This window comes from Gemmobacter nectariphilus DSM 15620, assembly GCF_000429765.1.
GTDB classification, from domain to species: Bacteria; Pseudomonadota; Alphaproteobacteria; order Rhodobacterales; family Rhodobacteraceae; genus Wagnerdoeblera; species Wagnerdoeblera nectariphila.
The window spans coordinates 578,777-602,612 of sequence record NZ_KE386949.1; the positions used below are offsets into that span (position 1 = coordinate 578,777).

Sequence of the window (23,836 nt, forward strand, 5' to 3'; positions counted from 1 at the left end):
GGTCAGGCCGCTATGGCCCCTGCCGTCGCGGCCTGCTAACCCGGGGTGCGAACGCAGCAGGAGACAGCGATGAGCACACGCGGCACGGTTCTGGTCACCGGATGTTCCACCGGCATCGGCCATGATGCGGCCCATGGCCTTGCGCGGCGCGGCTGGCGCGTGCTGGCCACCTGCCGCAAGCCCGAGGATTGCGCCCGCCTGAGCGCCGAGGGGCTGGAAAGCTTTCCGCTGGATTACGCCTGCGAGGACAGTCTTGCCGCCGCGATGGACGAGGTGATGGCGCGCACCGGCGGGCGGCTGGATGCGCTTTACAACAACGGAGCCTTTGCCATTCCTGGCGCGGTCGAGGATCTGCCGCGCGGTGCGCTGCGCGAGATCTTCGAGACCAACCTGTTTGGCGTTCATGACCTGACACGCCGGGTGATCCCCTTGATGCGCGCCCAGGGCCATGGGCGAATCGTCAATTGCTCGTCCGTGCTGGGGCTGGTGCCGATGAAATGGCGCGGCGCCTATGTGGCAACCAAATTCGCGCTGGAAGGCCTGACCGACGTGCTGCGGCTGGAGATGCGCGATACCCCGATCCGGGTGATCCTGCTGGAGCCGGGTCCGATCACCAGCGATTTCCGCCTGAACGCCAGGCGCGGGTTCGACCGCTGGGTGGATTGGCAAAATTCGGCCCGCGCCGAGGAATACCGCAGCACGCTGGTCAAGCGCCTGCACGCGGCTGCCGATGCGACCGGCCCCGACCGTTTCGAGCTGCCAGCCTCGGCCGTGACCGCAAGGCTGGTCCATGCGCTGGAAAGCCCGAACCCCAGGCCGCGCTATTATATCACCACCCCGACCTGGCTGATGGGCGGCTTGCGCCGGTTGCTGCCGACCCGCGCGCTGGACTGGGTGGTGGCGAGGGGGTAGCTCCCGCACCCGCCCATCGCCCGTTCCGGGCGCCATGCGGCCTTGGGCCGCGCCGGGGGCCTTGCCCCCGGACCCCCAGGGTATTTGAGAAAAGGCAAAGATGCGGGCGCTTTCACAAGATGCGGCCCACCAAGGCGCGGCCTTGCCGGTCCGGGATCCGCGTGATCGGGCGCGCCGCTGTGCGCGCGGTCTTTCCTGCTTTTCGACTTGTTTCAAATATCCTCGGGGTGTCCAAAGGGGCAGACGGCCCCTTTGGCCGCGGGCTGCCGGCGGTGCTTCGCCGGGTGGGCGGGGCAGGGGTTGAATTCGCCCCCCCGTGCGCGTATCTGGGCGCATTCCGGTATGCGAGGCGATGGCGATGGCCAAGACGAACCCCTTCCAGTTCCTCCAGCAGACCCGCTCCGAGGTAGGCAAGATCGTCTGGCCGAACCGGCGCGAGGTGATGCTGACCACGGTCATGGTCTTTGTCATGGCGTCGCTCACGGCGGTGTTCTTCTTTGCCGTCGATACTGCGATCAACCTGGGTCTGCGCGGTCTTCTGTCGATCTTCGGCTGATCGGCCGGTTCCTCTTGAATTCGGACCGCCCCGGCGTTAGAGGGGGCGGTGTTTCCCGGACAGCGGCGTGCAGCGATTCGCATGCGCGCCGTGTTTTTGTCCGGGTGCGGGCCGTAACAGCCCGCTGACGGCAGAAAGACCGGGACAGCCCGGAAGGCGAAGGTGACAGGCATGGCAAAGCGCTGGTATTCGGTGAGCGTCCTCTCGAATTTCGAGAAGAAGGTCGCCGAGCAGATCCGTACGGCCGTGTCCGATGCCGGTCTGGAAGACGAGATCGACGAGGTTCTGGTTCCGACCGAAGAGGTCATCGAGATCCGCCGTGGCAAGAAGGTCACCTCCGAGCGCCGTTTCATGCCGGGCTATGTGCTTGTGCATATGGATATGTCGAACCGCGGCTATCATCTGATCACTTCGATCAATCGCGTCACCGGCTTCCTTGGTCCGCAAGGCAAGCCGATGCCGATGCGTGACGAAGAGGTGAACGGGATTCTCAATCGTGCCGAGGCCGGGGTCGAGGTTGCGCCGCGCAACCTGATCCGCTTCGAGATCGGTGAGCGGGTCAAGGTCAACGATGGCCCGTTCGAGGGCTTCGATGGCATGGTCGAGGAAGTCGACGAGGCCGCGAGCCGCCTGAAGGTCACGGTGTCGATCTTTGGCCGCGCAACGCCGGTCGAGCTGGAATTCACCCAGGTGTCGAAAGTCGCCTGAGGTGCCGCTGCGGGAGGTGGACGGGAAACCGGACCGCCGAACCGCTAAACTTGCCCCGCTGCGGGGCACAGTGATGAAGGAGTAGGCCAGATGGCCAAGAAAGTAATGGGGCAGCTGAAGCTGCAGGTGAAGGCCCAGCAGGCCAACCCGTCGCCGCCAGTCGGTCCGGCGCTGGGTCAGCGCGGTCTGAACATCATGGCGTTCGTGAAGGAATTCAACGCCAAGACCGCGGACATCGAGGCTGGCGCGCCGACCCCGGTGGTGATCACCTACTACCAGGACAAGTCGTTCACGCTGGAACTCAAGACCCCGCCGGCGTCCTACCTGCTGAAGAAGGCCGCTGGCCTGAAGCCGGTCGGCAAGCGTGCGCGCATGCAGGGCAGCCCCAAGCCGGGCCGCACCGTGCAGGGCACCGTGACCGCCGCTCAGGTCCGCCAGATCGCCGAAGTCAAGATGAAAGACCTGTCGGCCAATGACATCGACGCGGCGATGCAGATCATCCTTGGCTCGGCCAAGTCCTGCGGCATCGAAGTGAAGGGCTGAGACCATGGCGAAAGTTGCAAAACGCACCGCGGCCGCCCGCGCCCTGTTCGAAGGCAAGGCCAACGTCACCGTCGAAGAAGCGGTGGAGCTGATCAAGAAGGCCGCTTCGGCCAAGTTCGACGAGACCGTCGAGATCTCGATGAACCTTGGCGTCGATCCGCGTCACGCTGACCAGATGGTCCGCGGCGTGGTCAACCTGCCGAACGGCACCGGCAAGACCGTGCGCGTCGCCGTCTTTGCCCGCGGTGCCAAGGCTGACGAAGCCAAGGCCGCCGGCGCCGAGATCGTTGGTGCCGAAGACCTGCTGGAGACCATCCAGAAGGGCGTGATCGAGTTCGATCGCTGCATCGCGACCCCGGACATGATGCCGCTGGTCGGCCGTCTGGGCAAGATCCTGGGCCCGCGCAACCTGATGCCGAACCCCAAGGTCGGCACGGTGACGATGGATGTCGGCACTGCGGTCAAGAACGCCAAGGGCGGTGAGGTCCAGTTCAAGGTCGAGAAGGCCGGGATCATTCACGGCGGCGTCGGCAAGGTCTCGTTCGAAGGCGGCAAGCTGGCCGAGAACATCCGCGCCTTCGTGGACGCGGTGTCGCGTGCCAAGCCGACCGGCGCCAAGGGCACCTACCTGAAGAAGGTCTCGTTGTCCTCGACCATGGGTCCGGGCGTCAGCGTCGACCTGGCTTCGGCCACGGCAAAGTGATTTGCTAGGCAGGCGCAATGCCTGTCTGAGAAGATTTCCGGTCTGAAAGGGCCGGGATGGCGGGGCGGAAACGCCCTGTCCTGTCCGAGACGGAGGGTGCGGGGAAACCTGCTTAATATCCTTCCCGAGATGGGAAACGGGAACGGAATTCGGGGCGATTGCCTCGGGTGATCTGGAACCGGGACCCTGAAACGGACCCGACCGCCCGCCCCGAACGGGGCTGGCGAAAGAGAGCCGGGGGGAAACCCCCAAACTTGGAGTGAACCTGTGGATAGAGCCCAGAAAGAGAAAGTGGTCGAGGAACTCGGCCAGATCTTCGAAAGCTCTGGCGTCGTGGTGGTTGCCCACTACGAAGGCATGACGGTTGCTCAGATGCAGGACCTGCGGGCGGACATGCGTGCCGTCGGTGGGGCTGTTCGCGTCGCCAAGAACAAGCTCGCCCAGATCGCCCTTGAAGGCAAGCCCGGTGCGGGCATGGCCGATCTTCTCAAGGGCATGACTGTATTCGCCTATTCGGAAGACCCCGTCGCTGCGGCGAAGGTCTGCGATGGCTATGCCAAGAAGAACGACAAGTTCGTGATTCTGGGCGGCGCCATGGGCAATACGGTTCTCGACCCGGCCGGTGTGAAAACCGTGGCCTCGATGCCGTCGCGTGAGGAGCTCATCGCTCAGATCGTGTCCTGCATCGGTGCTCCGGCTTCGAACATCGCCGGTGCGATTGGCGCGCCTGCGGCGAATATCGCCGGAATCCTCAAGACCCTTGAGGAACGCGAAGCTGCCTGAGACTTCCCAATGCCTTCGACTGGACTACCCGTCGTCGGAACCCCATCTAAAATCGAACGGAACTGAAAAATGGCTGATCTGAAAGCACTCGCCGAGCAAATCGTCAACCTGACGCTGCTGCAGGCTCAGGAACTGAAAACGATCCTGAAGGACGAATACGGCATCGAGCCCGCCGCTGGCGGCGCCGTCATGATGGCTGGCCCGGCTGCTGCCGCGGCTCCGGCTGAAGAAGAAAAGACCGAATTCGACGTCGTTCTGACCGACGCCGGCGCCAACAAGATCAACGTGATCAAGGAAGTGCGCGCGATCACCGGCCTGGGCCTGAAAGAAGCCAAGGACCTGGTGGAAGCCGGCGGCAAAGTGAAAGAAGGCGCTTCGAAAGCCGACGCCGAAGCGATGAAGAAGAAGCTCGAAGAAGCTGGTGCTAAAGTCGAGCTGAAGTGATCGTGTCCGGGATGCGTCACGCATCCTGACCACATCATCAGGCCGGACCCGGGGGTTCCCGGGTCCGGCCGGACCTGTCTTGAAGGGCGCATCACCGGTGCGCCGTTCCGGAAAGGTCAGGGGTTCGGGAGCCCGCCGGTGGGACGGCGGGCAGGCATGGAACCCGCGACATCCGCGTTCGAAAGGCGCTCCTCCGTGGCCCGACGGGGAGATGTGCCGAGATGACGAAAGGTGACCACGAGCATGGCGCAAGCTTACGTTGGCCAGAAGCGCATTCGCCGCTACTTCGGCAAAATCCGCGAAGTTCTTGAAATGCCGAACCTCATCGAGGTTCAGAAATCGTCCTATGATCTTTTCCTGCGTTCTGGCGACCACGACAAGCCGGCCGATGGCGAGGGCATTCAGGGCGTTTTCCAGTCGGTTTTTCCGATCAAGGACTTCAACGACACCGCGGTGCTCGAGTTCGTGAAATACGAGCTGGAGAAGCCGAAATACGACGTTGACGAATGCATGCAGCGCGACATGACCTTTGCCGCGCCGCTGAAGGTGACGCTGCGTCTGATCGTGTTCGATGTGAACGAGGACACCGGCGCCCGCTCCGTGAAGGACATCAAGGAGCAGGACGTCTACATGGGCGACATGCCGCTGATGACCGCGAACGGGACCTTCGTGGTGAACGGCACCGAGCGCGTGGTCGTCAGCCAGATGCACCGCAGCCCGGGCGTGTTCTTCGACCATGACAAGGGCAAGACCCATTCGTCGGGCAAGCTGCTGTTCGCCTGCCGCATCATTCCCTATCGCGGCAGCTGGCTGGACTTTGAATTCGACGCCAAGGATCTGGTGTTCGCCCGCATCGACCGTCGCCGCAAGCTGCCGGTGACGACGCTGCTCTATGCGCTTGGCATGGATCAGGACGCCATCATGGCGGCCTATTACAACACCGTGTCCTACCGCTATGAGCGCAACAAGGGCTGGGTCACCAAGTTCTTCCCCGAGCGCGTGCGCGGCACCCGTCCGACCTGGGATCTGATCGACGCCGCCACCGGCGAGGTCATCCTGAAGGCGGGCGAAAAGGCCACGCCGCGGATGGTCAAGAAGTGGATCGACGACGGCAAGATCACCGAACTGCTGGTTCCGTTCGATCACATCCTCGGCCGCTTTGTTGCCCGCGACATCATCAACGAAGAGACGGGCGAGATCTGGGTCGAGGCCGGTGACGAGCTGACCTGGGAGCTGGACCGCGACGGCGAGGTCAAGGGCGGCACCGTCAAGACGCTGCTGGATCAGGGCATCCTGGAGATCCCGGTTCTGGACATCGACAATGTCAATGTCGGGCCCTATATCCGCAACACCATGGCGGCGGACAAGAACATGAACCGCGATGGTGCCCTGATGGACATCTACCGCGTCATGCGTCCTGGCGAGCCGCCGACCCTGGACGCGGCGGCGACGCTGTTCGACAGCCTGTTCTTTGACAGCGAGCGGTATGATCTGTCGGCCGTTGGCCGGGTCAAGATGAACATGCGTCTCGATCTGGACGCGCCGGACACCCAGCGCACCCTGCGCCGCGATGACATCATTGCCTGTATCAAGGGCCTGGTGGAACTGCGTGACGGCAAGGGCGAGATCGACGACATCGACCACCTCGGCAACCGCCGGGTGCGTTCGGTGGGCGAGCTGATGGAAAATCAGTATCGCGTCGGCCTGCTGCGCATGGAACGCGCCATCAAGGAGCGCATGTCGTCGGTGGAAATCGACACGATCATGCCGCAAGACCTGATCAACGCCAAACCGGCGGCTGCGGCTGTCCGCGAATTCTTCGGCTCCTCGCAGCTGTCGCAGTTCATGGACCAGACCAACCCGCTGTCGGAAGTCACGCACAAGCGCCGTCTGTCGGCCCTCGGGCCGGGCGGTCTGACCCGCGAGCGTGCCGGCTTCGAGGTGCGCGACGTTCACCCGACCCACTATGGCCGGATGTGCCCGATCGAAACGCCGGAAGGTCAGAACATCGGTCTGATCAACTCGCTGGCCACCTATGCCCGCGTGAACAAGTATGGCTTCATCGAGACCCCCTATCGCAAGGTGCGCGATGGCCAGGTGACGGATGACGTGATCTATCTCTCGGCCACCGAAGAGATGCGCCACACCGTCGCGCAGGCGAACGCCAACCTCGACGAGGACGGGCGCTTTGTGAACGAGCTGGTTTCCACCCGGAAAGCCGGCGAATTCATGCTGAACCCGGCCGAAGCGGTGGACCTGATCGACGTGTCGCCGAAACAGCTGGTGTCGGTTGCAGCCTCGCTCATTCCGTTCCTGGAAAATGACGACGCCAACCGCGCGCTGATGGGCTCGAACATGCAGCGTCAGGCGGTTCCGCTGCTGCAATCGGACGCGCCCTTTGTCGGCACCGGCATCGAGGGCGTGGTGGCCCGCGACTCGGGCGCCGCGATCATGGCGCGCCGGGGCGGGATCATCGACCAGGTGGATGCGCAGCGGATCGTTATCCGCGCGACCGAGATGCTGGAGCCGGGCGAGCCGGGCGTCGACATCTATCGTCTGCGCAAGTTCAAGCGCTCGAACCAGTCGTCGTGCATCAACCAGCGTCCGATCGTGAAAGTGGGCGACACCATCGCCCGCGGCGAGGTGATCGCGGATGGTCCCTGCACCGATCAGGGCGAACTGGCGCTTGGCCGGAACGTGGTCGTCGCGTTCATGCCCTGGAACGGCTACAACTACGAAGACTCGATCCTGATCAGCGAACGCATCCTGCGCGATGACGTCTATACCTCGATCCATATCGAGGAATACGAAGTTGCCGCCCGCGATACCAAGCTGGGGCCGGAAGAGATCACCCGCGACATCCCGAACGTCGGCGAGGAAGCCCTGCGCAATCTCGACGAAGCCGGTATCGTCTATATCGGCGCCGAAGTGCAGCCGGGCGACATTCTGGTCGGCAAGATCACCCCCAAGGGCGAAAGCCCGATGACGCCGGAAGAAAAGCTGCTGCGCGCCATCTTCGGGGAAAAGGCGTCGGACGTGCGCGACACCTCGCTGCGCCTGCCGCCGGGGGCCTATGGTACCATCGTCGAAGTGCGGGTGTTCAACCGTCACGGCGTCGACAAGGACGAACGTGCCCTGCAGATCGAGCGTGAGGAAGTCGAACGCCTCGCCCGCGACCGCGACGACGAGCTGGCGATCCTCGAGCGCAACATCTATGCGCGTCTGAAGTCGCTGATCATGGGCAAGGTGGCGGTCAAGGGGCCGAAAGGCGTCAAGGCCGGGTCCGAGATCAATGACGAGCTGCTGGGCACGCTGAGCCGTGGCCAATGGTGGCAGCTGGCCGTGGCCGAGGAAGACCTGGCCAAGGAAGTCGAAGCGCTGAACGACCAGTTCAACGCGCAGAAGCGCGCGCTGGAACATCGCTTCGAGGACAAGGTCGAGAAGGTCCGCCGCGGCGACGATCTGCCCCCCGGCGTGATGAAGATGGTCAAGGTGTTCGTCGCGGTGAAGCGCAAGCTGCAGCCGGGCGACAAGATGGCCGGTCGTCACGGCAACAAGGGTGTGGTCTCCAAGGTCGTTCCGATGGAAGACATGCCCTTCCTGGCCGATGGCACGACCGTCGACCTGGTGCTGAACCCGCTGGGCGTGCCGTCGCGGATGAACGTCGGTCAGATCCTCGAAACCCACATGGGCTGGGCTGCGCGCGGACTTGGCGTGCAGATCGACGAGGCGCTGCAGGAATATCGTCGCAATGGCGATCTGTCGCCGGTCAAGCTGGCCATGCGCCACGCCTATGGCGACGAGACCTATGACGAGATCATCGCCGGCCTTGATGACGATCACCTGATCGAAAGCGCGCAGCAGGTGACGCGCGGCGTTCCGATTGCCACCCCGGTCTTCGACGGTGCCAAGGAAGCCGACGTCAACGACGCGCTGCGCCGTGCGGGCTTTGACCAGTCCGGCCAGTCGATCGTGTTCGACGGCCGCACGGGCGAACAGCTGGCGCGTCCGGTGACGGTGGGCGTGAAGTATCTGCTCAAGCTGCACCACCTGGTCGACGACAAGCTGCACGCCCGCTCGACTGGCCCGTACTCGCTGGTCACCCAGCAGCCGCTGGGCGGCAAGGCGCAGTTCGGCGGTCAGCGTCTGGGGGAGATGGAGGTCTGGGCACTCGAAGCCTATGGCGCCGCCTATACCCTGCAGGAAATGCTGACGGTCAAGTCGGACGACGTGGCCGGCCGGACCAAGGTGTACGAGTCGATCGTCAAGGGCGAGGACAACTTCGAGGCGGGCGTTCCCGAGAGCTTCAACGTGCTCGTCAAGGAAGTCCGCGGCCTCGGCCTGAACATGGAACTCCTGGATGCGGAGGAGGAGTGAGGGCTTCGGCCCTCTCTCAACCGCTCCCCTTAATTAAGGACGCAAGATGAACCAGGAAATCACCTCCGCCGCCAATCCGTTCAATCCGATGGCGCAGCCCAAGACCTTCGACGAGATCAAGATCAGCCTGGCGTCGCCCGAGCGGATCCTGTCGTGGTCCTATGGCGAGATCAAGAAGCCCGAAACGATCAACTACCGGACCTTCAAGCCGGAACGAGACGGGCTGTTCTGCGCCCGGATCTTCGGGCCGATCAAGGACTACGAATGCCTGTGCGGCAAATACAAGCGCATGAAGTATCGCGGCGTCGTCTGCGAGAAATGCGGCGTGGAAGTCACGCTGCAAAAGGTGCGCCGCGAACGCATGGGCCATATCGAACTGGCCGCGCCCGTCGCCCACATCTGGTTCCTGAAATCGCTGCCCAGCCGGATCGGCCTCATGCTCGACATGACGCTGCGCGATCTGGAACGCATCCTGTATTTCGAGAACTATGTGGTGATCGAGCCGGGTCTGACCGACCTGACCTATGGCCAGCTGCTGACCGAGGAAGAATTCCTCGACAAGCAGGATCAGTGGGGCTCTGACGCCTTCACCGCCAATATCGGCGCGGAAGCCATCCGCGAGATGCTGGCGATGATCGACCTGCAGGCCGAGGCCGACAAGCTGCGCGAGGAGCTGAAAGAGGCCACCGGCGAGCTGAAGCCGAAGAAGATCATCAAGCGGCTGAAAGTCGTGGAACATTTCCTGGATTCGGGCAACCGGCCGGAATGGATGATCCTGACCGTTCTGCCGGTGATCCCGCCGGAACTGCGCCCGCTGGTGCCGCTGGACGGGGGCCGCTTTGCGACGTCCGACCTGAACGATCTGTATCGCCGCGTCATCAACCGCAACAACCGTCTCAAGCGCCTGATCGAGCTGCGTGCGCCCGACATCATCGTGCGCAACGAAAAGCGGATGCTGCAAGAGGCGGTGGACGCGCTGTTCGACAACGGCCGCCGCGGCCGCGTGATCACGGGCACCAACAAGCGCCCGCTGAAATCACTGTCCGACATGCTCAAGGGCAAGCAGGGCCGGTTCCGTCAGAACCTGCTGGGCAAGCGCGTGGACTTCTCGGGCCGTTCGGTCATCGTGACCGGGCCGGAACTCAAGTTGCACCAGTGCGGCCTGCCCAAGAAGATGGCGCTGGAACTGTTCAAGCCGTTCATCTACTCGCGGCTGGAGGCCAAGGGCCTGTCCTCGACGGTCAAGCAAGCCAAGAAGCTGGTCGAGAAAGAGCGCCCCGAGGTCTGGGATATCCTGGATGAGGTGATCCGCGAACACCCGGTCCTGTTGAACCGCGCACCGACGCTGCACCGTCTGGGCATCCAGGCGTTTGAACCCACGCTGATCGAGGGCAAGGCGATCCAGCTGCACCCGCTGGTCTGCTCGGCGTTCAACGCCGACTTCGACGGTGACCAGATGGCCGTGCACGTCCCGCTTTCGCTGGAAGCCCAGCTGGAAGCGCGCGTTCTGATGATGTCCACGAACAACGTGCTGTCGCCGGCAAACGGCAGCCCGATCATCGTGCCGTCGCAGGACATGGTGCTTGGCCTTTACTACGTCACCATGAACCGCAAGGGCATGAAGGGCGAAGGCAAGATCTTCCGCGACATCGACGAGGTGGAACACGCCCTCGCCGCTGGCGAGGTGCATCTGCACTCGACCATCACCGCGCGGATCAAGCAGATCGACGAGGAAGGCAACGAGGTCTGGAAGCGGTATGAAACCACCCCCGGCCGTCTGCGCCTGGGCAACCTGCTGCCGCTGAATGCCAAGGCGCCGTTCGAACTGGTGAACCGCCTGCTGCGCAAGAAGGACGTGCAGAACGTCATCGACACCGTCTACCGCTACTGCGGCCAGAAAGAGTCGGTGATCTTCTGCGACCAGATCATGGGTCTGGGCTTCAAGGAAGCGTTCAAGGCCGGCATCTCCTTCGGCAAGGACGACATGCTGATCCCGCACAACAAGTGGGACATCGTGAATGGCGTGCGCGACCAGGTGAAGGAATTCGAACAACAGTACATGGACGGCCTGATCACCCAGGGCGAAAAGTACAACAAGGTTGTCGATGCCTGGTCGAAGTGCTCTGACGCCGTTGCGGCCGAGATGATGAAGGAAATCTCGGCAGTGCGCACCGACGACATGGGCGCCGAAAAGGAACCGAACTCGGTCTATATGATGTCCCACTCGGGGGCACGGGGTTCGCCTGCGCAGATGAAGCAGCTGGGCGGGATGCGCGGTCTGATGGCCAAGCCTTCGGGCGAGATCATCGAGACGCCGATCATCTCGAACTTCAAGGAAGGTCTGACCGTGTTGGAGTACTTCAACTCCACCCACGGTGCCCGCAAGGGTCTGGCCGATACCGCGCTGAAGACGGCGAACTCGGGTTACCTGACCCGCCGTCTGGTCGACGTGGCGCAAGATTGCATCGTGCGCTCGATCGACTGCGGCACCGATCGCTACATCACCGCCGAAGCCGCGGTGAACGATGGCGAGGTCGTGGCCTCGCTGGGCGAACGTGTGCTGGGCCGTGTCACGGCCGATGACGTGATCGACCCGGCGACCGGCGAGGTGCTGGTGGCCAAGGGCGTGCTGATCGACGAACGCAAATCCGACGTGATCGAGCAGTCTGGCGTTGTCAGCGTCAAGATCCGCTCGGCCCTGACCTGCGAGGCCGAAGAGGGCGTCTGCGCCACCTGCTATGGCCGCGACCTGGCACGCGGCACCATGGTGAACGTGGGCGAGGCTGTCGGCATCATCGCCGCACAGTCCATCGGTGAACCCGGCACGCAGCTGACGATGCGGACCTTCCACATCGGCGGCATCGCGCAGGGTGGCCAGCAGTCGTTCCTGGAAGCCTCGCAAGAGGGCAAGATCGAATTCCGCAACCCCAACACGCTGACCGCCGCCAATGGCGATCTGATCGTGATGGGCCGGAACATGTCGATCGCCATCATCGACGAGAACGGTCAGGAACGCGCCGTCCACAAGCTGACCTATGGCACCAAGCTGTTCGTCCGCGAGGATCAGGCGGTCAAGCGGGGCACCAAGCTGTTCGAATGGGACCCCTATACCCTGCCGATCATCGCGGAAAAGGCCGGTATCGCCAAGTTCGTCGACCTGATTTCGGGCCTGTCGGTCCGCGAGGATACCGACGAAGCCACCGGCATGACCCAGAAGATCGTGTCCGACTGGCGCTCGGCACCGCGTGCGAACGATCTCAAGCCCGAGATCATCATCATGGACGCCGAAACGGGCGAACCCATGCGCAACGATCAGGGCAACCCGATCAGCTACCCGATGTCGGTCGACGCCATTCTGTCGGTCGAAGACGGGCAAGAGGTGAAGGCCGGTGACACCGTGGCGCGTATCCCGCGCGAAGGTGCCAAGACCAAGGACATCACCGGGGGTCTTCCCCGCGTGGCGGAACTGTTCGAGGCCCGTCGTCCCAAGGATCACGCGATCATCGCCGAGCTTGATGGCTATGTGCGCTTTGGCAAGGACTACAAGAACAAGCGCCGCATCAGCATCGAGCCGGTCGACGAGACGATGCAGCCCGTCGAATACATGGTGCCGAAAGGCAAGCACATCCCGGTGCAGGAAGGCGACTTCGTGCAGAAGGGTGACTACATCATGGACGGCAACCCGGCCCCGCACGACATCTTGCGGATCATGGGCATCGAGGCGCTGGCGAACTACCTGATCGACGAGGTTCAGGACGTCTATCGCCTGCAAGGCGTGAAGATCAACGACAAGCACATCGAGGTGATCGTGCGGCAGATGCTGCAAAAGATCGAGATCCTCGAGTCGGGCGATACCACGCTGCTCAAGGGCGAGCAGGTCGACAAGACCGAGCTGGAGGAAGAGAACGCCAAGGTTCTGGCACGCGGTGGCCGCCCCGCTTCGGGCGAGCCGGTGCTGCTGGGCATCACCAAGGCGTCGCTGCAGACCCGCAGCTTCATCTCGGCCGCCTCGTTCCAGGAGACGACTCGCGTGCTGACCGAGGCTTCGGTCATGGGCAAGCGCGACAAGCTGGTCGGCCTCAAGGAAAACGTCATCGTGGGCCGCCTGATCCCGGCGGGCACTGGTGGCGCGACCGCCCGCGTCAAGCGCATCGCCGTCGAACGTGACCAGGTGGTCATCGAGGAGCGCCGCGCCGAGGCCGAAGCCGCCGCAGCGCTGGTGGCTCCGATGGATGCCTCGGGCGAGTCGGGTCTGGTGGACACGGTCGAAAGCCGCGATCTCTGATCGGGCGTCAACGGAACGGCGGGGGCCCCGGCAGCAATGCCGGGGCCCTTTGCCATGCCTTGGGGCGGCGAAAGCATCCGCAATCGCAATCTGTCACATCACCGAAAATCATGGCGCGCCAGGCATCGCGGACCATTGCCCGCACCATGTCCTGCGGGTAGCGAGGCAATGCGGGCGGTTGATGCCCATGACCGGGAGATGATCATGGCGCAGGCCACGGGGCAGGGGACGCCGGCACGCGGTGTGTCCGACAATATCAGGGGCGCCGGCTTCATGCTGGTTGCCATGGCGGCCTTCAGCATGGGCGATGCCTGCATGAAGTCGGTGGCCGAACATCTGCCGCTCTATCAGGCCGTGACCCTGCGCGGCCTTGTGACGGTGCCGCTGCTGCTGATGATCGCGCGAATGACGGGCGGGTTGAACCTTCCGGTTCTTCTCGCCTCGTGGCGCGTGGTCGGCGTGCGCACGCTGGGCGAGATTGCCGCGACGCTGACCTTTTTCTATGCGCTGGTGCATATGCCGCTGGGCGCGCTGTCGGCGATCTTGCAATCGGCGCCGCTGGCGGTGACGGCGGGGGCCGCGCTGTTCATGGGGGAAAAGGTGGGCTGGCGGCGGGGGCTGGCCATTGGCACCGGGTTCGTGGGGGTTCTGCTGATCGTGCAGCCGGGGGCCGACGGGCCGAACCCGGCGGCGCTGGTGGCGCTGGTTTCGGTCGGTTTCATCGTGCTGCGCGATCTGTCGACCCGCCGCCTGCCGGTCAATGTGCCCTCGGTCGGGGTGGCGCTGATTGCCTCGGTCGCCGTCATGGTGGTGGGGGGCGCGATGTCGGCCCGCACGCCCTGGCAGCCGGTGCCGCTGACGATCGCGCCGCTGATTGTGCTGGCGGCGATCTTTGTCAACATTGGCTATATCTTCATCATCCGGGTGATGCGGGTGGGCGAGGTCGGCTTTACCACCCCCTTCCGCTATACCGCCCTTGTCTGGGCGATGGGTCTGGGCTGGCTGATCTGGGGCGAGGTGCCGCGCGCCCTGACGCTGGTGGGGGCCGCGATCATCGTGGCATCGGGCCTGTTCGTCCTGCTGCGCGAGGCGCAGTTGGGCCGCCGGCCGGCGCGCTGATCGGCGCGCGGGCAACGCCTGGCGTCCATTGGTCCACGAGGGGTTGACCTTTGGGTGCTTTGGCTGCGCAAATGCCGTCAAACCCGGCCACGAGTCCGGGAGTGCGTTGAAAAAAGGGGGACATTGCCCGTGCCTGCCATCTTGTTCGTCCGCGTCGTTCCGGCGCTTGCCATGGCTGCCTTCCTGGCGGCTTGCGCGGCGCCCCAGCCGCCTGCACCAGTCGAGGTGCCGGGCTATGGCACGATCGAGGATGGCGGCTATACCATCGCGGCGGTTCCTCCCGATTACGCCCCCGAACAGAACCGCAAGGCGACGGTCAGCTATGCGGGCGGCGAAAAGCCGGGCACCATCGTGATCGACCCGCATGTCAAATATCTGTATCTCGTGGGCGAGAATGGCACGGCCGATCGTTACCGCATCGCGGTCGGGGCGCAGGGGCGCGGGCTGAAGTCCACCACCTATGTCGGGCGCAAGGCGGAATGGCCATCGTGGACGCCCACGGCGAACATGCTGCGCACCCAGCCCGAGCTGTATGCCGAGGTTGCGAACGGCATGGGGCCGGGGCCGGACAATCCGCTCGGGGCGCGGGCGCTGTATCTGTATCGTGGCGGGCGTGACACGATGTTCCGCATTCATGGCACGGGCGATTATACCTCGATCGGGAATGCGACGTCGGCGGGCTGCATCCGGCTTTATAATCAGGACATCCTGGATTTGTATGAAAAGGTCCCGGCCAGCGCGACCGTGAAGATCCGCAGCATCGCCGAATCGCGCGAGCTCGAAGGCGATGCGGCGGTCGATGCCTCGCTTGCCTCGGATGTCGAGTTCATGGCCCGCACCGAGGCGGCCCTGGCCGAGCGTCGCCGCCGGATGAACCTGGAATAACCCCGCCGTTTGCGGGGCAGGCGGGCGGGCCAGACTGGCCCGCCCGCTGTCATCTGCCCGGTATGTTGCCGTCCTGTGATGTTCGTCGGGCATCCCCGTCCTGTCATCTGCAGCCGGAGGCCCGCTTGTCCGACCCTTCCGATCCGCCCCGCGGCCATGTGTCAGAGGTACTGGCCGCGTTTGTGAAACTTGGCCTGACCTCGTTCGGCGGGCCGGTCGCGCACCTTGGCTATTTTCGCGATGAATTCGTCACCCGGCGGCGCTGGTTGTCGGATGCTGCCTATGCCGATCTGGTGGCGCTGTGCCAGTTCCTGCCGGGGCCGGCCTCCAGCCAGGTCGGCTTTGCCCTTGGCCTGATGCGGGCAGGCTGGGGCGGGGCGCTGGCGGCCTTTCTGGCCTTCACGCTGCCCTCGGCGCTGCTGCTGGTGGTGCTGGCGCTCGGTGCCGCGCAGATCGAGGGCGCGCTTGCCCTGGGCGTGCTGCACGGGCTGAAGATCGTGGCAGTCGCCATCGTGGCGCAGGCGGTCTGGGGCATGGCGCGCAGCCTGTGCCCCGATCCGGCGCGCGCCGGGATTGCGGTTGCCGCCGTCGGATTGCTGGCGTTCGTGCCGGGATCGGCGGGCATGGTGACGGTGATCGCCCTGGGCGCGGCGGCGGGCCTTGCGCTGGGGCGCGGCGCGGGCAGTCAGGGCGTGCCCCTGGCCGTCCCGGTGTCGCGCAGCATGGGCGTTGCTGCGCTGGTCCTTTGTGGCGCGCTGCTGCTGGTCTTGCCGCTGCTCGCCGGGCTGGGGCAGGGGTTTGCGCTGGCAGACAGGTTCTATCGCGCCGGGGCGCTGGTCTTTGGCGGCGGCCATGTCGTCCTGCCGCTGCTCGAGGCTGGCACCGTCGCCACCGGCTGGGTCAGCCAGGATGCGTTTCTTGCCGGATATGGCGCGGCGCAGGCGGTTCCCGGCCCGCTGTTCACCTTTGCGGCCTGGCTTGGCGCGGTGATGGGGCCAGCGCCGAACGGCGTGATCGGCGCGGCCATCGCGCTGGTCGCGCTGTTCCTGCCGGGGTTCCTGATCCTGATTGGCGTTTTGCCATTCTGGGATCGGTTCCGCCGCGTGCCCTGGGCGCAATCCGCAATGCAGGGCGCGAATGCGGCGGTGGTCGGTGTGCTGGGGGCCGCGCTTTACGATCCGGTCTTTGTCAGCGGCATCACCGGCAAGGCGGATTTCGCGCTGGCCCTGGTCTGTTTCACCGGGCTGGTGGTCTGGCGGCTGCCGTCCTGGGCGGTCGTCCTGCTGGGCGCGGCGGGCGGGGCGGCGCTGTCCGTCATCTAGGCGTTACAAAACCTTCATTGGTCGCTGGCCATGATTTCCTGTATTCAGGAATTATGGAACAGTCAACCGCCGCCCGCACCTTTTCCGTCCTTGGCCACCCGGATCGGCTGGCGGTCTTTCGCCTGCTCATGCGCTTTGCCCCGCATGGCGTGCGGCCGACCGAAATGGCCGAGGCGCTGGGGCTGCGGCAGAACACGCTCTCGCACCATCTGGCCGATCTGGCGGCAACCGGGCTGGTCAGGGCCACCCGGCAAGGGCGGTCGCTGTTCTATGCGGTCGATCTTGCCGCAACCGAATCCCTGATCGGCTATCTTGCGCTGGACGTCGGCCGCGCCCGCCCCGAGCTTGTTTCGGCCTTGCCCAAGGAAACCCGCCCCATGGACCACCCGGCCTATACCGTGCTGTTCATCTGCTCGGGCAATTCTGCCCGCTCGATCTTTGCCGAGGCGCTGTTGCGCGATCTGGGCAAGGGCCGCTTTACCGTGTTTTCCGCCGGCACGCGGCCCGGCAGCGCGCTGAACCCCTTTGCGCTGGATGTGCTGCGCCGCAACGGTCACGACACCTCGGGTCTGCGCGCCAAACATCTGGCCGAGTTTCAGGCGCCCGAGGCCCCGAAGATGGATTTCGTCTTCACCGTCTGCGACACGGCAGCGGCCGAGGACTGCCCGCCCTGGCCTGGCCAGCCGATCACCGGCCATTGGGGCCTGCCCGACCCGGTGAAAGCCACCGGCACCGAGGCCGAAAAGGCGCTGGTCTTTGCCCAGACCTATGGCGCGCTGCGCCGCCGGATTGCGGCCTTTGCCGATCTTCCCTTTGCCTCGCTCGACCGGTTGGCGCTGCAAGCGCAGGTCGACCGCATCGGCACCCCAGACAAGGAATAATCCCATGCCCCGCATTGCAGTGAACGGCCTTGGCCGCATCGGAAAACTGGTCCTGCGCGAGCTGATCGACACCGGCATCGGCGGCGAAATCGTTTTGCTGAACGACGCCGTAGGCGACGCCGAACAGCACGCCCTGCTGATGGAATTCGACAGCGTGCATGGCCGCTGGACTACCCCGGTCGCGCATCAGGACGGCGCGCTGGTGCTGAACGGCCGCGCCATCCGGCTGACCCAGGAAAAGACCATTCAGGCCCTGCCGCTGGCCGAGCTGGGCGTCGATCTGGTGATCGACTGCACCGGGGAGTTCAAGACTGCGGCCAAGATCGCGCCCTATTTTGCGGCGGGCGTGCGCAAGGTCGTGGTCAGCGCCCCGGTCAAGGATGGCGGCGCGCTGAACATTGTCTATGGGGTGAACCATCACCTTTATGATGGCACGCAGGCGCTGGTGACGGCGGCCTCGTGCACGACGAACTGCCTGGCTCCGGTCGTCAAGGTGATCCACGAGGTGATCGGCATTCGCCATGGCTCCATCACCACGATCCACGATGTGACCAACACCCAGACCATCGTCGACCGCCCGGCCAAGGACATGCGCCGCGCGCGCTCCGCCCTGGCCAACCTGATCCCGACGACGACCGGCAGCGCCACCGCCATCACCCTGATCTACCCCGAACTCAAGGGCCGCCTGAACGGCCATGCGGTCCGGGTGCCGCTGCTGAACGCCTCGCTCACCGATTGCGTGTTCGAACTGGCGCGCGAAACCACCATCGAGGAGGTGAACGCCCTGTTCCGCACCGCCGCCGAGGGCGAGCTCAAGGGCATCCTCGGGTTCGAAAGCCGCCCGCTGGTGTCGACCGATTTCCTGAACGATCCGCGCTCGTCCATCATCGACGGGCCCTCGACCATGGTGGTCAACGGCACACAGCTCAAGGTCTATGCCTGGTATGACAACGAATGGGGCTATGCCTGCCGCCTGGCCGACATTGCCCGCATGATCGCCAAGGGTCTCTAAGCATTTCATCTGTCCGAAAATATCCTCGGGGGGAATTGCCCGGCACGGGCAAGGGGGGCAGAAGGCCCCCGTTCCGCCGCCCCAGCCCGGAGCCGCCGATGACCCAGCACTCCCCCTTGCGCGCCTATGCTGCCGTGACCGCCGCCTACTGGGCCTTCATGCTGTCGGACGGCGCCTTGCGCATGCTGGTGCTGCTGCATTTCAACGCGCTTGGCTTCAGCCCGGTGCAGCTGGCCTGGCTGTTCCTGCTCTATGAGATCGCGGGGATCGTGACCAACCTGGCCGCCGGCTGGCTGGCGGCGCGCTTTGGCCTGGCCGCCACGCTTTATGCCGGGCTTGGCCTGCAGATCGCCGCGCTGGTCGCGCTGGCGCAGCTGGATCCGGGCTGGGGCATCGCCGCCTCGGTCGTCTTTGTCATGGCGGTGCAGGGCGTGTCGGGCGTGGCCAAGGATCTGGCCAAGATGTCGTCGAAATCGGCCGTCAAGCTGCTGGCCCCGGCCGAGGGGGGCGGGCTGTTCCGCTGGGTCGCGCTGCTGACCGGGTCCAAGAATGCGGTCAAGGGCCTTGGCTTCTTCCTGGGCGCGGCGCTGCTGGCGCTGGCGGGGTTCGGGCCGGCGGTCTGGGGCATGGCAGGCGTTCTGGCGGTGATCTTGCTGGCCATCGTGCTGTTCCTGCCTGCGGGCCTGCCGGGGCGGATGAAATCGGCCGAGGTCTGGGGCGGCTGGCGCTCGCGCGATGCGCGGGTCAACCGGCTGTCGCTGGCGCGGATGTTCCTGTTCGGGGCGCGGGACGTGTGGTTCGTCGTCGGCATTCCGGTCTATTTCCAGGCCGTCCTGTCCGATGGCAGCGCCGAGGGGCGGCGCACGGCGTTCTTTGTCGTCGGCGCGTTCATGGCGCTGTGGATCATCGCCTATGGCGCCGTGCAGGCGATGGCGCCGCGCCTTTTGGGCGCCAAGGGCCAGCCGCTGCCCGACACGGTGCACAAGGCGATCCGCTGGGCCGGGCTTCTGGTGCCGATCCCGTTCGCGCTGGCGCTGGCGGCCTGGGCGGCCGGCGCCCCGACCCTGTGGCTGACCGTGACGCTGGTGGCCGGGCTGCTGCTGTTCGGCTTTGTCTTTGCGGTGAATTCGTCGGTCCATTCCTACCTGATCCTGGCCTTTGGCGATGCCGGGCGGATCACGCGGGATGTGGGCTTCTATTACATGGCGAATGCGGCGGGGCGGCTGATCGGAACCCTGCTGTCGGGCCTGTCCTACCAGATGGGCGGGCTGCCCCTGTGCCTGGCCACCGCCGGGGCCATGGCGCTGGCGGCCTGGCTGTCCGCCCGCCGCCTCAGCGCGATCTGAGCAGCAGAAGGGCCGCTGTTGCCGCCAGTCCCACCCCGGCCGTCAGCCACACCGCGTTCAGCCCCCAGGCCGTCAGCGCGGCGCCAAAGATCAGCGGGGCGGCGGCCTGCAGGATGCGGGCAGGCGCGTTCAGCCAGCCCAGCCGCTGGCCATAGCTCGCCGCCCCGAACAGCGCCAGCGGCAGCGTGCCCTTGGCGATCGTCAGAATCCCGTTCCCGGCCCCGTGCAACAGCGCAAAGGCATAGGCCGCCGGTCCGCCAAACCCCACCAGACAGACCGCCGCCACCGGATGCGCCGCCGCCGCCAGCCGGGCCGAGGTCAACGGGTGGAACCGGCGCAACAGACCGAACTCCAGCACCCGCGCGGCCACCTGTGCGGGTCCGATCAGCGCGCCTGCGGCAATGGCCATCGCGGTGCCGGCCCCCGCAGCCTCCAGCAGACCCGGCAGATGCGCGGCCATGGCGGTTGAATTGAACCAGGTCGCGGCAAAGACAAAGGCCAGCAGCATCAGCGCCCCGCGCGGTGGGGGCGCGGCATCGGGTTCGGGCAGGGCGGGTGTGTGCGCCGGGGTGCTGCCACGCGGCAGCAGGGCGTTCAGCGGCAAGGCAAGGCACAGGTGAATCACGGCCCAGCCCAGACAGGCCTCGCGCCAGCCCCAATGCGCCAGCATCAGCCCCGACAGCGGCCAGCCCACAGTGCTGGCAAACCCGGCGATCAGCGTGATCCCGGTGATCGGCCCGCGCGCCGCCTTGCCATAGATCCCGGCCAGGGTGGCAAAGGCGGCCTCGTAAAGCCCCATGCCCATGCCAAGGCCGATCACCGCCCAGCCGGCGAACAGCACCGCAGGCGCGGGCGCAATCGCCAGCAGGCCCAGCCCGGCGGCAAAGACCAGATTGGACAGCATCAGCACCCCGCGCCCGCCCAGCCGGTCGATCCGCCCGCCCGCCCATGGCCCGACCAGCGCCGAGACCACCATCGCCATGGAAAAGGCGCCGAACACCCAGACCGGCGACAGGCCAAAGGCGGCCGCCATCGGTGCGGCCAGCACGGCGGGAATGTAATAGCTGGAGGCCCAGCCGATGGTCTGCGCCGTGCCAAGCGCCGCAACGATCAGCCCGCGCTGCGCGGCAATCATCGCGGCCACCAGCGCGCGCCGGGGATCAGGCAAGCCATCTGCGACCTACGCCGCATCGCCGGAACAGCAGCCCGCCGCCAGATCGGCGATCAGCCCCTGCATCACCGGATAATTCGCCCGGCAGATCAACGAGGTTCCTGCCCGGTCCTGCCGGATCAGATCGACCAGCACCAACGCCCGGCAATGATGCGACAGGGTGGATCCCGGAACCCCCAGCCGGTCCCCCAGATGCCCCATGGCCAGCCCGCCATCGCCAGCCGTGACCAGCAGGCGATAGATGCGCAGCCGCGTCGGATTGCCCAGGGCCGCAAGCCGCGCGGCAGCGGTTTCAATATCCATCTCGCCCTTCTTCGATGTTTCCAGAACAATAGAAACACATCACGAAAGGCGATAGCGGCTTTGCAAGACGCTATCGTGACATCAGTATTCGGCTTCGCGCTCGCCGCTTTGCCATTCGCGGGCCAGGTTGCCGAAGCGGGTGAACTTGCCCTCGAACGACAGCTCCACCGTGCCGATCGGCCCGTGACGCTGCTTGCCGATGATGACCTCGGCCTTGCCATGGCAGCTTTCCATGACCTGCTGCCAGGCGGCCATCTTTTCCAGCTCGTGATCCGAGGGCTTTTCGCGTTCCTTGTAATATTCCTCGCGGAACACGAACATCACCACGTCGGCGTCCTGTTCGATCGACCCCGATTCCCGCAGGTCGGACAGCTGGGGCCGCTTGTCCTCGCGGCTTTCGACCTGACGCGACAGCTGCGAGAGCGCGATCACCGGGATGTTCAGCTCCTTGGCGATGGCCTTGAGGCCCTGGGTGATTTCCGAGACTTCCTGAACCCGGTTGTCCTTGGACGACCCTTTCAGCAGCTGAAGATAGTCGACCATCAGCACATCCAGCCCATGCGTGCGCTTGAGCCGCCGCGCCCGCGCCGCCACCTGCGAGATCGGCAGGGCCGGGGTATCGTCGATGTAAAGCGGGCAGGTTTCCAGCGACTTGGCCGCTTCGACAAAGCGGCGGAATTCGTGTTCCGTCATGTCGCCGCGGCGGATCTGTTCCGATGGAACCTCGGATGCCTCGGACAGGATACGGGCGGCCAGCTGTTCGGCCGACATCTCCAGCGAAAAGAACCCGACAACACCGCCTTCGACCGCGCCTTCGGACCCGTCCGGCTTGCGCCCACGCTTGTAGGCCTTGGCGACGTTGAAGGCGATGTTGGTCGCCAGCGAGGTTTTCCCCATCGACGGACGGCCCGCCAGGATGATCAGGTCCGACGGATGCAGGCCGCCCAGTTTCTTGTCGAGGTCAATCAGTTGGGTCGGAATGCCCGACAGCCCGCCGCCCCGCTGATAGGCCGCATTCGCCACATCGACCGCCGCCGTCACTGCACGCAGGAAGGACTGAAACCCGCGTTCGGCCACCCCCTGTTCGCCCAGCTTGTAAAGCCGCTGCTCGGCCTCGGTGATCTGATCGCGCGGCTCGGAGGCCACATCGACCTTGCCGGCCCGGTCTGCAATGTCGCGCCCCAGCGCGATCAGCTCGCGCCGCACCGCCAGATCATAGATCATCTGGGCATAATCGCGCGCGGCAAAGGCCGAAATCGCCGCCCCTGCCAGCCGCACCAGATAGGCCGGACCGCCCAGCTCCTTCAGCCCCGGATCGTCTTCAAGGAACGCCTTGAGCGTGACGGGCGAGGCAAGGGCGTTCTTCTGGATCCGCGCGGCGGCGATTTCAAAGATGCGCTGGTGCACGGGGTCGTAGAAATGTTCCGCCTTCACCAGCGCGGCGATGCGGTCATAGACATCGTTGTTGGTCAGGATCGCGCCCAGAAGCTGCTGCTCTGCCTCGATGTTGTGGGGCAAAACGTCGGTGTCTGCCGGTGCCGGGGGCACGGGCGTGATCTTTGCGATGTCGTTCATGGACTGCCTGCCGGTTCTTGCAAGACCAGACCCCTAGCCGATCCGCCGCCACGGGGGCAAGTGGACGGAACTGGGGACAAGTCCGGTATAACCCCTAGGATAACGCCGCAGCCAGTTTCGCGCCACAACCGTTTGTGGTCACGGCGCGATCAGGCACGACATTGCCGATTCGGATACCCTGGGGCCGGATGTTGCGCACATCCTGCCCACAGGGTTGTCCACAGAAATCTTACGGGTTCGCCACGCGCCAGGCGGCCGGGTCGGTCAAAAAGGCCTCGACCTCGGACAGGGTGTGCGCATCAAAGGCCTCACGCTCCTTGGCGACAGCCAGAACGTCCCACCAGGTGCACAGCCAGGACAGTTCCACCCCATGTTCGCGCAAGCGCGGGATCGTGTCGGCGAAGATGCCATAGTAGAAGATCACCGCCGTATGCCCGCAGGTGGCGCCGGTATCGCGGATCGCATCGACGAACGACAGCTTGCTGCCGCCGTCGGTCGTCAGATCCTCGACCAGCAGCACGCGCTGGCCTTCGGTCATGGCGCCTTCGATCCGGGCATTGCGGCCATAGCCCTTGGGTTTTTTCCGCACATAGGTCATCGGCAGGGCCATCCGCTCGGCCACCAGCGCGGCAAAGGGAATGCCCGCCGTCTCGCCGCCGGCGATATTGTCGAATGCCTCAAGCCCCGCATCGCGCATCACGGTGACGGTCAGGAAATCCATCAGCACGGACCGGATGCGCGGAAAGCTGATCAGCTTGCGGCAGTCGATATAGGTCGGCCCCTTGAGCCCCGAGGCATAGGTATAGGGCGGGTCGGCGCTGAAATGCACCGCCTTGATGTCCAGCAACATGCCTGCGGCCAGGCGGGCGATTTCTTCCTTGGGCGGAAAGCTGGACGGGATCATGGGCGCT

General features: G+C 65.1%; 19 protein-coding genes. 15 read left to right on the forward strand and 4 right to left on the reverse strand.

The annotated features are described in order from the left end of the window. The first annotated feature begins 69 nt into the window (after nucleotides 1-69). The 15 genes from G481_RS0121605 to arsJ all read left to right on the forward strand — a co-directional run bounded on the left by G481_RS0121605 (nucleotide 70) and on the right by arsJ (nucleotide 19,876). Nucleotides 70-912 (forward strand): SDR family NAD(P)-dependent oxidoreductase, encoded by an 843-nt coding sequence (locus G481_RS0121605; protein ID WP_028031856.1) that lies wholly within the window; start codon nucleotides 70-72, stop codon nucleotides 910-912. 358 nt (nucleotides 913-1,270) lie between these two features. Further along, on the forward strand, nucleotides 1,271-1,468 hold the full coding sequence (secE, locus tag G481_RS0121610) for a preprotein translocase subunit SecE (protein ID WP_028031857.1): 198 nt from the start codon (nucleotides 1,271-1,273) through the stop codon (nucleotides 1,466-1,468). Nucleotides 1,469-1,639: 171 nt separating this feature from the next. Then, a complete protein-coding gene (gene nusG / locus G481_RS0121615) occupies nucleotides 1,640-2,176 on the forward strand; it encodes a transcription termination/antitermination protein NusG (RefSeq protein ID WP_028031858.1) in 537 nt (178 codons plus the stop codon). A gap of 90 nt (nucleotides 2,177-2,266) precedes the next feature. Continuing rightward, the gene (gene rplK, locus G481_RS0121620; protein WP_028031859.1) at nucleotides 2,267-2,719 is read left to right on the forward strand and encodes a 50S ribosomal protein L11; all 453 of its coding nucleotides are present in this window, start codon (nucleotides 2,267-2,269) and stop codon (nucleotides 2,717-2,719) included. Between the two features lie 4 nt (nucleotides 2,720-2,723). After that, nucleotides 2,724-3,422 (forward strand): 50S ribosomal protein L1, encoded by a 699-nt coding sequence (gene rplA / locus G481_RS0121625; RefSeq protein ID WP_028031860.1) that lies wholly within the window; start codon nucleotides 2,724-2,726, stop codon nucleotides 3,420-3,422. A 267-nt stretch (nucleotides 3,423-3,689) separates the two neighbouring features. Further along, nucleotides 3,690-4,205, forward strand: a complete 516-nt coding sequence (gene rplJ, locus G481_RS0121630; protein WP_028031861.1) for a 50S ribosomal protein L10 — start codon at nucleotides 3,690-3,692, stop codon at nucleotides 4,203-4,205. Nucleotides 4,206-4,274: 69 nt separating this feature from the next. Beyond that, entirely contained in the window at nucleotides 4,275-4,649 is a 375-nt protein-coding gene (rplL, locus tag G481_RS0121635; RefSeq protein WP_028031862.1) for a 50S ribosomal protein L7/L12, read from the forward strand. Between the two features lie 243 nt (nucleotides 4,650-4,892). Beyond that, entirely contained in the window at nucleotides 4,893-9,026 is a 4,134-nt protein-coding gene (gene rpoB / locus G481_RS0121640) for a DNA-directed RNA polymerase subunit beta (RefSeq protein WP_028031863.1), read from the forward strand. A 46-nt stretch (nucleotides 9,027-9,072) separates the two neighbouring features. After that, a complete protein-coding gene (gene rpoC / locus G481_RS0121645) occupies nucleotides 9,073-13,311 on the forward strand; it encodes a DNA-directed RNA polymerase subunit beta' (protein WP_028031864.1) in 4,239 nt (1,412 codons plus the stop codon). Nucleotides 13,312-13,515: 204 nt separating this feature from the next. Continuing rightward, nucleotides 13,516-14,430, forward strand: a complete 915-nt coding sequence (locus G481_RS0121650) for a DMT family transporter (protein ID WP_051294710.1) — start codon at nucleotides 13,516-13,518, stop codon at nucleotides 14,428-14,430. Between the two features lie 129 nt (nucleotides 14,431-14,559). Beyond that, complete coding sequence (locus G481_RS24865; RefSeq protein WP_051294694.1) at nucleotides 14,560-15,315, forward strand: L,D-transpeptidase; 756 nt, start codon at nucleotides 14,560-14,562, stop codon at nucleotides 15,313-15,315. 125 nt (nucleotides 15,316-15,440) lie between these two features. Next, nucleotides 15,441-16,637, forward strand: coding sequence for a chromate efflux transporter (gene chrA / locus G481_RS0121660; RefSeq protein ID WP_028031866.1), 1,197 nt, complete (start codon nucleotides 15,441-15,443; stop codon nucleotides 16,635-16,637). 53 nt (nucleotides 16,638-16,690) lie between these two features. Then, nucleotides 16,691-17,518, forward strand: coding sequence for a metalloregulator ArsR/SmtB family transcription factor (locus G481_RS0121665; protein WP_028031867.1), 828 nt, complete (start codon nucleotides 16,691-16,693; stop codon nucleotides 17,516-17,518). A 4-nt stretch (nucleotides 17,519-17,522) separates the two neighbouring features. Further along, nucleotides 17,523-18,530, forward strand: coding sequence for an ArsJ-associated glyceraldehyde-3-phosphate dehydrogenase (locus G481_RS0121670; RefSeq protein ID WP_028031868.1), 1,008 nt, complete (start codon nucleotides 17,523-17,525; stop codon nucleotides 18,528-18,530). Between the two features lie 98 nt (nucleotides 18,531-18,628). Beyond that, complete coding sequence (gene arsJ, locus G481_RS0121675; RefSeq protein ID WP_028031869.1) at nucleotides 18,629-19,876, forward strand: organoarsenical effux MFS transporter ArsJ; 1,248 nt, start codon at nucleotides 18,629-18,631, stop codon at nucleotides 19,874-19,876. Here arsJ and G481_RS0121680 read toward each other — a convergent pair. The 4 genes from G481_RS0121680 to G481_RS0121695 form a co-directional block, all read right to left on the reverse strand. Then, a complete protein-coding gene (locus G481_RS0121680) occupies nucleotides 19,863-21,044 on the reverse strand; it encodes an MFS transporter (protein ID WP_245595025.1) in 1,182 nt (393 codons plus the stop codon). The genes arsJ and G481_RS0121680 overlap by 14 nt on opposite strands. 12 nt (nucleotides 21,045-21,056) lie before the next feature. Then, nucleotides 21,057-21,350 (reverse strand): ArsR/SmtB family transcription factor, encoded by a 294-nt coding sequence (locus G481_RS0121685; RefSeq protein WP_028031871.1) that lies wholly within the window; start codon nucleotides 21,348-21,350, stop codon nucleotides 21,057-21,059. Between the two features lie 81 nt (nucleotides 21,351-21,431). Then, nucleotides 21,432-22,925, reverse strand: a complete 1,494-nt coding sequence (locus tag G481_RS0121690) for a replicative DNA helicase (protein ID WP_028031872.1) — start codon at nucleotides 22,923-22,925, stop codon at nucleotides 21,432-21,434. 229 nt (nucleotides 22,926-23,154) lie between these two features. Further along, entirely contained in the window at nucleotides 23,155-23,829 is a 675-nt protein-coding gene (locus G481_RS0121695; RefSeq protein ID WP_028031873.1) for an orotate phosphoribosyltransferase, read from the reverse strand. Nucleotides 23,830-23,836 lie beyond the last annotated feature (7 nt).